General features: G+C 50.7%; 9 protein-coding genes and 1 pseudogene. 7 read left to right on the forward strand and 3 right to left on the reverse strand.

From position 1 onward, the window contains the following. Complete coding sequence (locus ACK5LI_RS05780; protein WP_416947123.1) at positions 1-231, reverse strand: hypothetical protein; 231 nt, start codon at positions 229-231, stop codon at positions 1-3. Between the two features lie 374 nt (positions 232-605). Here ACK5LI_RS05780 and ACK5LI_RS05785 point away from each other — a divergent pair, with 374 nt between their 5' ends. Further along, entirely contained in the window at positions 606-2,258 is a 1,653-nt protein-coding gene (locus tag ACK5LI_RS05785; protein ID WP_416947125.1) for a transglycosylase SLT domain-containing protein, read from the forward strand. Between the two features lie 352 nt (positions 2,259-2,610). Here the strand turns inward: ACK5LI_RS05785 and ACK5LI_RS05790 are convergent, their stop codons facing one another. Continuing rightward, the gene (locus tag ACK5LI_RS05790; protein WP_416947127.1) at positions 2,611-3,006 is read right to left on the reverse strand and encodes a hypothetical protein; all 396 of its coding nucleotides are present in this window, start codon (positions 3,004-3,006) and stop codon (positions 2,611-2,613) included. 526 nt (positions 3,007-3,532) lie between these two features. On the opposite strand from ACK5LI_RS05790, the pseudogene ACK5LI_RS05795 reads away from it, so the two are divergent. The 6 genes and pseudogenes from ACK5LI_RS05795 to ACK5LI_RS05820 form a co-directional block, all read left to right on the forward strand. Then, positions 3,533-3,640: pseudogene (locus ACK5LI_RS05795) on the forward strand (MerR family transcriptional regulator); the annotation flags it as partial. A gap of 15 nt (positions 3,641-3,655) precedes the next feature. Then, the gene (locus ACK5LI_RS05800) at positions 3,656-4,627 is read left to right on the forward strand and encodes a MerR family transcriptional regulator (protein WP_416947129.1); all 972 of its coding nucleotides are present in this window, start codon (positions 3,656-3,658) and stop codon (positions 4,625-4,627) included. 62 nt (positions 4,628-4,689) lie between these two features. Next, positions 4,690-5,748 carry a ribosome small subunit-dependent GTPase A gene (rsgA, locus tag ACK5LI_RS05805; protein ID WP_416947131.1) on the forward strand — a complete coding sequence of 353 codons (1,059 nt, stop codon included), beginning with the start codon at positions 4,690-4,692 and terminating at the stop codon, positions 5,746-5,748. 262 nt (positions 5,749-6,010) lie between these two features. After that, positions 6,011-7,549, forward strand: coding sequence for a hypothetical protein (locus tag ACK5LI_RS05810; protein ID WP_416947133.1), 1,539 nt, complete (start codon positions 6,011-6,013; stop codon positions 7,547-7,549). Continuing rightward, positions 7,540-8,376, forward strand: a complete 837-nt coding sequence (locus ACK5LI_RS05815; RefSeq protein ID WP_416947135.1) for a hypothetical protein — start codon at positions 7,540-7,542, stop codon at positions 8,374-8,376. Before ACK5LI_RS05810 ends, ACK5LI_RS05815 begins: the two co-directional genes overlap by 10 nt. 127 nt (positions 8,377-8,503) lie before the next feature. Further along, the gene (locus ACK5LI_RS05820; protein WP_416947136.1) at positions 8,504-11,614 is read left to right on the forward strand and encodes an EAL domain-containing protein; all 3,111 of its coding nucleotides are present in this window, start codon (positions 8,504-8,506) and stop codon (positions 11,612-11,614) included. An 81-nt stretch (positions 11,615-11,695) separates the two neighbouring features. Here the strand turns inward: ACK5LI_RS05820 and nagZ are convergent, their stop codons facing one another. Then, a complete protein-coding gene (gene nagZ, locus ACK5LI_RS05825; protein WP_416947138.1) occupies positions 11,696-12,844 on the reverse strand; it encodes a beta-N-acetylhexosaminidase in 1,149 nt (382 codons plus the stop codon). Between the last annotated feature and the right edge of the window lie 55 nt (positions 12,845-12,899).

Consider the following 12,899-nt stretch of genomic DNA (forward strand, 5'->3'; position numbering starts at 1 on the left):
CTACTGCCCCAGCAACGTTTTACTCTGCACATACGCTGCAGATGTGTCGCCCAATGAACCTGTAAGCAATGTCGAGCCTGCCCCCTGAGCTGTCAGAGCCGCCTTGCGGTCATGTTCTGCGGTTTCCCGCTCTGCTTTCGCATTGCCCCGCTCCACAGGCATGGGCGGCTCAGGGGGGGCCGGTGCCGATGGCACGGAAGCGCCTTTGCCGATTCCTCCGCCTCCACCCATATGGCCTCCTTAATGTTAAAAATAATGAATGCTTTTCGCTGTCACAAAGCGAACAACGGCGTTGCCACGGTCAGTGCCGCAGCGCGTGGCTGCACACTACACAGAGCAATCGGGCGAGAGGGGCCACAAGGGGGTGAGAGAAGGATAAGACGCACCTGAAAGCAATGCCGCAAACCGCTTGACGCAAAGCGGCTCGTCGGGCGGGATACAAAACAAAAAGGGCAGCGTGCGGAACAAAGCCGTTGGTGCAAATATATGAACACGCCCCACAGGCGTAAGAAGATGACTGGGTAGAAAACGATGCAGTCTGGCGGCTGATCAAACGACGCAGCTACCCGCAACACAAGAAAAATATACCGCGTATATGTTCAGTTTTGGCCGCCTTCATCAGGCTGGCTGGACAACACCTTCTGAATAACGCTAGATTACCGGAAAATCTCCTGTTCCTAATCATTGCCTTTTGGGTATTAACTTCGGGGGGAATTATTCTGGATAGACGCACTCGATTCTTACGGATTGCCGCTTTTCTGTGCCTGCTGGTTATAGCTGCCACAGCCAGCTGGTTCTGGTTACGTCCCGAGCCTGCCCCCGAAGTACCTGTCCTGCCTGAGCCCGTTACAGAAAATGGTAAAAAACTACGCCGCAAGCTGCTTGAACAAGGTATTTTCAGACCGTTTACGGGCGACCTGAAAGAAATTCAGCAACGTAAAGTACTTCGAGTCCTTGTGCCATACAACCGTTCCGACTTCTTTCTGGACGGGGCCATGCAGCGCGGTCTGGCATATGACACGGGGAGAGCTTTTCAGAAGTGGCTTAATAAAAAGCTTGGCCTGAAGGGCGAACAACGGATTACTTTTCTTTATATTCCGGCCGCCCCTGACGACATGCTGCGCATGCTGAGTGAAGGACAAGCCGATATTATCGGCTTTGAAGCCACGCTGCCTGCTGAAGCCCCGCCGGACATGCGCTTTACGACCACATGGACACAGACCGCCAAAGCAGTCGTTGTTTCTTCTAAAGATGCCCCCGCGCTTGAAAGCGTTTCACAACTTGCAGGCAAACACATCTACGCACTGAAAAGCAGCGCGCTTGCAGGAATTACGGCAGACGTATCCCGCCAGCTCGTACAGCAAGGCTTGAAAGAGATTAAAGTTACCGAGGCAGAAGGCGGCCTGACACAGGAAGACCTGATGGAACTGGTTGACGGAGAAGCCATAGCTTTTGCAGCAGTGGATTACGAAAAGGCACAGCTTTGGGCGACTGTGCTGAGTAATTTAAAAATCGAAGAAAATGCAGTTCTGACGGATACGGCAGCACGGGCATGGGTTGTACGCAAAGAAAGTATACAGCTGAAATCGGTATGTGACAGCTTTATCAAATACTACAGGCGGTCAGGTGACTACGCATGGTTGCAGCAGAAATATTACGACCGCACAACCTATGTTGCCGATGCAGGCCGCTCGGATGAACTGGAAAGTCTGGAAGCAACGCTGCCTCTGTTTGAAAAGTACGGAGAAATGTATGACTTTGCGCCACTTCTGCTAGCCGCACAGGGATATCAGGAATCAAGGCTTAACCAGAGCGCCCGCAGCAATCGAGGAGCTGTCGGAATCATGCAGCTTCTGCCTTCAACAGCGGCAGCCAAGCCTGTGAATATGCCGGACATATCCACGCCGGATAAAAACATCCATGCCGGAGTAAAGTACCTTTCACACCTTCGCCAGACATACTTTTCTGGTGATGCTATTTCATACCTTGATAAGATGCTGTTTTCATTTGCAGCGTACAACGCCGGACCGGGCAACATGCGTAAAGCCCGCCGAAAGACCGCTGAAATGGGCCTTAATCCCGATGTCTGGATGGATAATCTTGAAGTGGGTATTGCTCGCACGGTGGGGCAGCAACCCATAGAATATGTCCGCAATATTATAAAGTATTACATTGTGTTTCAACTGGTGCATGAACACCAGCATATCCGTCGGGCCGCCCTGACATCTCTGGGCCTGCCAGCAACCTTCGGGCGGTAATCACACGCCCCGACACAAGAAAACAATAAATGCGGACACAGCCACAAAGTGATCACTCACAAAAATATAATAGCAAATAGCAGATAAACGTATCAGCCTATAATTGTTGCGGGTGTACTTCCTTGGTAGCCCCCCCTGCAAGGCAAGGGCACCAGTCGGAACAGCCTCTAATCCGACACGCAGCAATCTGGTAAGCTTAGCGGCTTTCCATATTCTTTACGCCCTGTCGTCTCCCGCCGGCAGGGCGTCTTATTTGTACCCGTAGTTTCATCAAGCAAAAAGCTCCGCAATATGCGGAGCTGAAAATCAATACGGACCGGTTGCCTGACTGTTTGAACTGCTTAGAAATGGACTACTTATCTTTATCAGGATTGTTGCCGGAAAAACACCCGTAGCTGGCCATCGCGCCAAGCTGCCGGATTGACTCAGGAGAAAGAGTAACGTCTGCAGAACGATCATGGCACATGTTCTGCCCTGTCTCTGTTATATCATAGGCTTTAAATACAGGTGGCAAGTTGGGGGCATCCGGCACCATGGCGGTCAGTGAATAGTAGACCGGTTCCTCTGTTTCCTCTGCCGCTTCCGCAGCGTCGGCTGCCGGATCATCTTCAGTGCAGATAAACGAGGGACATGGCCCCTGCCATGAGCGTTCAGCTGGTTGGGGTTGCTTGCCGTCCGGTTCTACAAGAGTGCGCAGATCAAATTTAACCTGCTGCTTTTTCGTAGCATCATCAGCATCTGTTCCCATCACGGTTTCCTCGTATACTTATATGTAACTGCACATAGCAGTTTATGAAGACAGCGGGCGGGATGAGTCACGGCATCCCGCCCTACGGAAGTACAGAGACACCGCAGAGCACAAGCACAGGCTGGACACTCCATACAGGCGCGACTGCACAGAGCAGGAAGCATCTCCACAGCCTAGTTACAAATCAATATAGCGGAGTCTTCTTTTTTAGTCAGATATTTCCAGACGTCTGTCAACAGGGAGGGCCATTATTTATTTACTGCAACAGTCCCCACCGTTACCTTGCTCTTCACTTCTGTTTCTCATGTATCCTTTGCCCCTGACATGCTTTTGTAGAGCAGATGAGCAAGTAAAAAAAGTCTGCGCAACTGTTGACCTGACTACAGCTTTACAGTGTACACAAAATCAGATGGCAGAAAGAACGCACCGGAAAAACGCAATGAATCGGATATCGGAGCTGGCAGAGCAATTAGAATTATCCCGTACCGCGCTGCTATATTACGAAAAGATCTGACTTATCAAGGGGCTGCGCAATAATAGCGGGTACCGACTGTACACTGACCATGACCTGCAACGCATGCGCTTGATTCAGCAACTGCGGGCGGCTGGCTTGTCATTGCAAGAGTGCAAAGCGTGCCTTGATGCGAAGATGGAGCAACGGACTCTGCTTGCCCGCTTAGAACAACTGGATGCAGAAATTGTACAAAAACAACAGGCGCGACAGTTACTCACAGCGCTTGCAGGCAAAGGCGACTTGCGCTACTGGCACGAGTCGCTGAACAGGCTGGCTCCTGATGCACATCTCGACTGGCTTATCACTCAGGGTTTTGATGAAAAAGAAGCCATTCGGCTTAAGTGGTTATCAAAAAATATGAACGAACATGAACAATACATGGCAGACTTCGGATATATATTTAAAGAACTGGACCGGTGGGGACCGGGTTCTGAAAAAGAAACTCTGAAAGCATTAAGCAAGGTTCCTTTTCCACCACAAGCAATTCTGGAAATGGGGTGCGGCAAAGGTGTGGCAACAGCAGTTCTTGCCAGACACACATCAGCAACTATCACGGCGGTAGACAATGACGAGTCTGCCCTCTCCCGTCTGCGCGCTTACATGGCAGAGCACTTTGAAAATCAGCAACTACCAGCCGGCCTCACCACCCTCTGCGCCAGCATGTCTGATATGCCCTTTTCCTCCGGTCAGTTCGACCTTATATGGGCAGAAGGCAGTGCCTACATTGTCGGTGTGACAACCGCCCTGAAGCAATGGAAAAAACTTCTGAAAGCCGGTGGTGTGCTGGTGTTCAGCGATATGGTCTGGAATGCACCAAATCAGACCGGACAGGAAAAAAACTTCTGGGCAGCGGAATACCCCGGTATGACAACAGCGGCAGAACGCTGCAGACAGGCAGAAGCTGCGGGCTATCAAGTAATTGACAGCTTCGCTATCAAAGAAGAGGCTTGGCAGGCCTATTACCTGCCGCTAAAAGAACGAGTAAAAGCCATCGAACCGAGTCTTGCAGGATCAACAGCGCTTACGGACATCAAAAGCGAGCTGAGCATCTGCCTGCAGGAAAACAGAAGCTTCAACTACCATTTTTTCATTCTGGCTACGGGGTAAGCTCTCGCTCTGCACCTTCCAGCGCCCTGAACACTCTAATAGAATTCAATTTTCACACAATTATGACACATACAGTATTTGACCTGAATCAGTTAGGCTGGGGGCCATTTTACCTCCAGCAGCTCAGCCTTGAAGAATGGGAAGCAACTTACCCTGCCCGTGTTTCCGGAGTGCGCCGGAAAAACCTTACCCTTATATCTGAGGCCGGCACGGTGAAGACAACCATCCCCGGCAGCTGGTTTCAAAATGACGCTGCAGAGCTGCCCACTGTGGGGGACTGGTTGCTTATGGATAAGGAAACAGATGTTCCTGTGCGTATGCTGAACCGTAAAAGCAGCCTGCAACGCAGAGCACCCGGCAAGGGTGCACAGTTGCAATCTCTTGCAGCCAACATTGATACGCTCTTCATTGTCACATCCTGCAACAATGATTTCAATCAATCGCGTATCGAGCGTTATTTGACGCTTGCTCTGGCAGCAGGAGTGACACCCGTAATGGTTATCACCAAAAGCGACATGGCAGAAGACGCGGATGAGTTTGCCCGACAAGCAAAACGAATCCGGCAAAGCATGGAGGTCTGCACCGTAAACGCACTTGATGCGGACTCTGTTGCTACGCTTCACTGCTGGTGTGAAACAGGTCAGACGCTTGCATTGGTCGGGTCTTCCGGCGTGGGCAAATCAACACTGGTCAACACGCTCAGCGGGGCTGCCGTGCAGGCTACAGGGGCCATCCGTGAAGACGACTCAAGAGGTCGTCACACAACCTCAGAAAGAAGTCTGCATTTTCTGCCTTCCGGCGCCATACTTATCGACACTCCCGGAATTCGCGAACTGCAACTGGCGGACTGCGAAGAAGGCCTGGCTTTAGCATTTGATGACATTGAACAACTGGCATCCTCATGCCGCTTCAGCAACTGTACACACCAGCATGAAGCCGAATGTGCAGTAAAGGCTGCCGTTCGCACCGGCAGGCTGGAAGCCCGCCGTCTGGAAAACTATCTCAAAATTCTGCAGGAGCAGGAACGGAACACACTGAGTATCGCAGAAAAGCGGAACAAGGATGCAACGTTTGCAAAAATGTGCAGACAGACAATGGCAGCACGCAAAAAAAGAAAATGACACGCTGCCTTTCGTTATCCTTTTCCGGAAACTTTTTAATTAACGCACCGCTCTTTGCTGCACCTGCCGGACGTCTTGCTGTCAACCTCCGCCCGACCGGTACCGCATAGCTGCATGCCCCGGCTATCACCCTTGCCTCACCTTGCCGCCGCTACTGCATCGTGTACCACACTGTCTACCGTTTTTTCATAGGCAGTCAGTGGAACTGCGCAACATCAGACGGACAGAACAACCGGACTGAAAAGCAGGAAGGATGCAGGGCATGCAATATCATAACAAGGAAGAAGCCGCCGCAGGCTGGGCGGAAATTATCGAACAGGCAGCCCGAAACGGTGATGCCGCAGTACAGGCCGCCGTAGCAGAGCTGGGCAGACGCGACCTGTTTTTTTTGCTTACACGGCTTCTGGGCAGAAAGGATATGTATAACGACTGGTGCTTTGCCCGCTGCGCGGAGGTTCAGCAGCAGCCGGACGGCATGCTCGACCTGTGGGCGCGGGAGCATTACAAAAGCACCATCATCACTTTCGGTCAAAGCATCAGAGACATTCTGAACGATCCCGAAATTACCATCGGCATTTTTTCACATTCGCGGCCCGTGGCAAAAGGATTTCTGGCGCAAATCAAGCACGAGTTTGAAAACAACGCGGCACTGAAACAGCTCTATCCTGACGTGTTATACGCTGAGCCACGCAGACAATCTCCTCGCTGGTCTCTTGACCACGGTCTGGTGGTACGCCGCACAACCAACCCCAAGGAATTCACAGTGGAGGCATGGGGGCTGGTGGATGGTCAACCCACGGGGAAACACTTCCGGCTTCTGGTCTACGACGATGTTGTCACCCGCGAGTCTGTATCCTCTCCGGAGATGATAGCCAAGGTGACGGAATGCTGGGCACTGTCTCTTAATCTCGGGGCACACGGCGGTGCCTGCCGCACTATCGGCACCAGATATCACTACAACGACACATACAAAACCATGCTTGAGCGGCAGGCGGCAACACCGCGCATCCATGCCGCAACAGAGGATGGTACACCCGAGGGTACACCGATATTTCTGTCGTCAGAGGAACTTGCCGGTAAACGTCGCCGCATGGGTCCTTTTGTGTTCGGGTGCCAGATGTTGCAGGACCCTGTTGCAGACAGAGCTCAAGGATTCAGAGAAGACTGGCTGCGCTGGTGGCATCCGGAAGGCGACCATAGCTGGCAGGATATGAACCGCTACATAGTGGTAGACCCTGCTGCCAGCCGCAAAGAGCAGGCAGACTGGACCGTAATGCTTGTTCTGGGGCTTGCTGCCGACGGGAATTACTACCTTATCGACGGTATCAGGGACAGACTGAACCTGACAGGCAGGGCAAATGCGCTTTTCCGCCTGCACCGTACCTACCTGCCGCTGGCGGTAGGATACGAACAGTACGGAATGCAGGCGGATATCGAATTCATGCAAAGCGAGATGGAGCGCCGCAACCATAGGTTCGACATAACTCCTCTGGGCGGAAGGTTGGCAAAGGCAGACAGAATCCGGAGGCTTATTCCATTATTTGAGCGTGGAAAGATATATCTGCCCCGCAACTGTCCTTTTACCGATTCAGAAGGCCGGTTGCGCGACCTTTCCAAAGAACTGGTGCAGGAAGAGTTCCTTGCATTTCCAGTTTGCGGACACGATGACATGCTCGACTGCCTTGCCCGTATCACCGAAACCGCACTTGATGCGCAATTTGCCGTCGATACCCGCTATGCAGCCGCCAGCGACGGCTTTAGCAGCAGTGTCGGCAATATGGAGTATGCACTATGGTCATAGCCTGTCGCACGGAGGCTACCACTGCGGAGAGTCACTGTTTCACTTCCCGTTCAGCGGCATTCCAAGCTGCCCAAAGCAGCTTCCGCTTAAAGGTCGCCCCACAAAAAGGACGACCGGCAACTACTGCATCAGTGGTGTTGACCACTCACGAGATTGCATCCATGTGGACTGCGCTCAAGCAACAACGGCTGGTGCACACTGTATTCCATGACGGAGAAATAACCTGCAAAAGCGATTTCATACAGCTGGCCACGTCTCCGGCATGCTGGTTTTACGGTGTATTTGCTGCGCAAACTCCGTTGACAGAACGCGGACAGAGCCTGACTGGCGAAAGCTCCACATGCACCAGTCCGGAGATTCTGCCCTTTGCGATGACCGAAGGTGCAAGCAGACAAAGAAAAGGAACGAGATCTGAAGAAGCAGACAACATCATCAGCTCTGTCGGTCAGGTTGGAAACACAGCAAAGCCGCTGGCTTTTTTCTGGCTGAATGCCTTTTCCGGCAGAACAGCAATGATACACTTTGCAGTCTTAAACACGGGGCTGCGTCATGCTGTGCCCATCGGGCATCATGTTTGCAGTTTTCTGCTGCAATGTCAGGAAGTTGTTCCTCATACAGGGAGACAACATCCCGCAGCCCCCAAAGCGCCGCTGGATGCTCTTCTGGGGCTTACTCCGACCAATAACCGGCGCGCGCTGCAATTCATCAAGCGACTGGGCTTTCGCCCGCTCGCAATCCTTCCCTCTGCTCTTGCGCAGCCGCAAGGGTTTCAGGACGGAACCCTGAGTATGCTTACAGCAGACAGGCTGTCTGCAGAGCAAATATAATAGCTATCAGACACTACATCTAACAGGCTGTTTATATCAGTAAAGAGGTTTGCCAGAACAATAAACGCGGATACACATGCATAGATTTAGATGCAGCCTAAAATACACCTCGCTGCTTGCAGCAATTATGCTAAGCATACTGCTTTTCGGTATGCAGTATTTGCTTGATGCAAGCAGCAAAAGAGAAAACTCACTTGAGCAAAAAAAACAAATTGCCACGTTGATGGTCAGGCAGGCTGTACATATTTTGAATGATGATATCCGGCTGCTTAAAGAACAGGCGCAGCTTCTGGCATGGAATGACGAACTATATACACTCCTTTCTTCAGGAAATGTGCCGGAGAATGACCTCCCCACTACTATAACCGTACGTCCATTTCACAATGTCAACAATCTCGTATTGCTTAATAAATCCAGCAAGGTAGTGTTTGCCAGATTTTCGCAGACTCCATCACAAAGTTCATCACAGAATATAGTCAATACTCATAACGGAAAAGCAGAACAACAAGAACTTGGCAACAACGTAACACCTTCACCCATGTACGACTCAGTTGCACAATATACCAGCGCATTCATTCCGCGAATACACCAGTACAGCACGCAAGCAGGGGCTACAGGAGTAGCTCTGATACACGACAAATACTATTTTCTTTCCATAACACCTATCCTTACTGCACGCAGTATCGGCCCTAAAACAGGCTGGTTGTGCCTTGCCCGCTTGCTGGATGAAGCCTATGAACAGTCACTTTCGGAGCGTAGTGGTTTTGAGATATCACTTGTCAAAAATGTAGCTACGAACCTTCCTGCCGAGCTACTGGAACTTGCGGACGCGAAGAGGCTGGGATCCTCTGCCCCGCCTAAAGTTAAACTGACAGACTACGGCGTTTTTTCCGGAACAGCCATACCCGAGTTATCAGGCAACCTTCCTCTGGCGTTGATTTCAATTCATAAAAATAAGACGCTGCTTCCCGCGACTGATTTTTTCAGCAGTACTGTGGTATCCCTTTTTCCCGCCTCTCTGGGAGTAATGCTCTTTGGCTACTTGCTCTTGAACCGCATAATTCTCCGCAGGATTTCAATTCTTAATGAAAAGCTGGATAATGTAAGCAACTACCACGCTGTCAACTTGCCTAAAAGTGCAGATGAAATCAAACGAGCTTCTTTAATGATAGATGCAATTCTGCATTCAGTGCAAAGCAGCGAACGCAACTTCGCCCACATGATGGACTGCCTGCCTGTGGGTATAATGAAGATAGATCCGCAAACGCGTACCATCCTATCAGTAAACAAGTTCGGCCTGGAAATGCTGGGGATGGCAGAAGGGCCCCTATTGGGAAAAGATTGCACGGCATTGATTTGCCGCTCTGGGCAATCGCCCTGCACGCTTCTTCATAACAAACAACAAGGCGCGCGGATTATCCGTTCTGCAAGGTGTTCTGATGGTTCGGAATTAACTGTCCTGAAAAATGCCGCGCTGGTGCCTCAGGACGGACAACACTATATCCTTGAAGCATTCATGGACATTACAGATATCACAAAAGAAAAAGAGCAGCTTCAGTATGCTGCAGACAGATACCGCAATGCATTTATGAACCTGCCTGTGCCCGCTGCAATTCTAGATTCCAACCTGGTCTTATCCTTAGGCAACAACGCTTTTCGCAAGCTGACAGGGTCATATATTCCGGAAAGCAGCAAGGCCATCAAGCTATCTGAATACATCAATCCCGACGGGCGTAATCTGCATAAGCTGCTGGAGCAACACCCACACACAAAAGGCAACGGACATTCAGAGCTCCATGCTCAATTCAAGCATGCCTCCGGATCCCTAATTGATGTACGCCTGCTCGCTTCCAGCCCGTATGACACTCCAAGAACCATTGCTTTGGAAGATATCTCAGCAAGGCAAATGGCAGAAAAGGAAAGGACAAAAGCCCTTAACACCGACCACCTGACGGGACTGCCGAACCGTCACTATCTTTATACGGTCGGGCTCTCTGACTTTACAAATTCCACTATGCATACAGATGACGCCTTGGCAATCTGCCTTATCGACCTGCAAGGGCTCGACTCTGTTAACAACACCAGCGGATTTGGAAGCGGAGACATGGTACTCCGGCTGGCGGCTGACCGTATTTTAAACATTATACGGCCGCAAGACACGCTGATCCGGTACGGAGGAAGCGACTTCCTTGCCATCATACCTCCTCCATGCTCGGAGAAAGACCTGACGGCTCTTGCAAACAAGCTGCAGACATCTTTCGAAGCACCATTTACAGTGGACGGAAAAAATTTCACCGTTACTGCGTTTTTGGGTTTTGCAAGAACGCCGGAACACGGCAGCAGTCTTGAAAAACTTATTCAAAAAGCAGACGTAGCTCTCTGTCACAGCAAATTCAGCGAAGACGGGGCATCCTGCTTCTTCGATGAAGAACAAAATAATGTTGTTCAATTTGATCCTTCCCAACCTGCGGAGCTCAAAACCGGTATTATTAATGAAGAATTTTTTGCCCGCTTCCTGCCTGTTGTGTCCCTGCACACAGGGGCCATAACCGGCGTTGAAACACTGATGCGCTGGAAGAGGAAAGACGGAACAGAAACGTTACCGGCAGAATTCAAGAACCATGCGGAACTCTGCGGCATTATCAGTCAGATTGACAGCCTGATGCTTGATAAAGCTTGCGCTTTTGCCAGTCATTGTAATGCAACTGCCCCCAACAGTTTAAAGGTCACTGTCAATGTATCAGCGGCATTTTTCCACGACAGGTCGTTCGTTGACCGGATAATAAGTGCGCTCCTCAAGGCAGATATTCATCCCGGCCAGCTGGTTCTGGATATTGATGAATCCGCGTACCTGCTTAACCTCCGTTCGGCACAGCACGTAATGGAAAAACTGAAGGCTGTCGGAGTGAAACTAGCACTGGATAATTTCGGAACAAGCTACTCTTCACTTGCTCATCTGCAGGACCTGCAGTTTGACACCATCAAAATTGATCATCAGATAATCAGCACGCTGCCCGATGCAAAAGCCACTGTTTTTGTACGAAACGCAGCCTACGTTGCCAAAAACCTCGGGGCCGCAGTGATACCCGAGGGCATAGAAACCTCTGAGCAGCTAGCTTTTCTTAAGCAACTAGGATGCAATGAAGGCCAAGGATTCTTCTTTTCCCAGCCGCTTACAGAGCAGGAGATGCTTGGTTTGCTGCAGGACTCTTCCCAACAGGATACCAAACCTCACTAGCTCTGTTGACTTGCTTAACAACAAAAAAGTCTGCAACAACTGTTACAGACTCATTACGTTACCTCGGATACCGGAATATAATCACAACAAGCCGACATTTTTCTTCATTTGCATTATTCTGCTGTACGATTCCTCAACCCGCCGTTCAGTTACCTTACCGTTTCTCACCAGTTCTTCAATGGTCGAGATAACCTGCGGCACAATGTTCGGATTGTAGTCCAGATTATTACCGAAAAGCAGAATATCCACTCCTGCATCCAAGGCCAGAGCCACGGCCTGTCCCAAACCGTACTCTGCCGCAATAGCCTGCATCTGCATATCGTCAGAAACAATAACGCCATCAAAGCCAAGTTGTTCCCGCAGCATTCCGGTAATTACAGCTTTTGAAAGAGTGGCCGGCTGCCTGTCATCCAGTTGGCTGTTATATAAATGTCCGGTCATGATCATCCGCACATCGCCGCTGGCTATAAGCTGATTATAAGGGACAAGCTCTTCCCTGCTCCATGAGGCGCTGATGTCCGTCACGCCAAGATGAGAGTCTGCAGCGGAGCTGCCATGTCCGGGAAAATGCTTGATGCAACCGGATACACCGAACTGCTGCATCCCTTGTAAAAAAGCCCGTGCATGTCCTGCAACCACCAATGGCTTATCAGAAAAACTGCGCTCAAGCTTGCCGATGGCAGGACTGTCTTTGCGGACATTCACATCTACCACCGGAGCAAAATTCAGGTTTATCCCCACGTTGCACAGCATCCTGCCGGCCTGGACACCGATGTTGTAAGTCAGGTCCGTGTTGTTCTGCTCTCCCAACCATGCCGCAGACGGAATCTGCGGAAAACCATGGGCAACCTTCAGACGGGCAACCTTGCCCCCTTCCTGATCCACAGCAACAAACAGCGGGGTACGGGCCATGCGTTGCAGGCTCGAAGTAAGGTCCTTAACCTGTTCGACAGAACGTATATTACGTGAATCAGAACCAAGCTGAACATCACGGTCAAACAGAATAACTCCGCCAAGATTATACTTACTGACGTCACGGGCAATGGAATCATCCGGGCCGACTACTTCGCCACGAAACCCGACCAGCAACATCTGTCCAAGCATGTCACGTAGCGAAGCTTTCTGCTCTGCAGCGTATGCTTGCCCGTACACCAAAGCCCCGCCGGACAAAATGGCAACACAGCAGACATACAGAGCAAGCCTGATCAGAACATTCTTATATCGTTTCATAATTACTCCCATATATCCTTTTTAAGTATCTGCCATGCGGTGTTCTCGTCCATAA

Origin of the sequence: Oleidesulfovibrio sp., assembly GCF_047973035.1 — a bacterium.
In the GTDB taxonomy this organism is placed as follows: domain Bacteria; phylum Desulfobacterota; class Desulfovibrionia; order Desulfovibrionales; family Desulfovibrionaceae; genus Oleidesulfovibrio.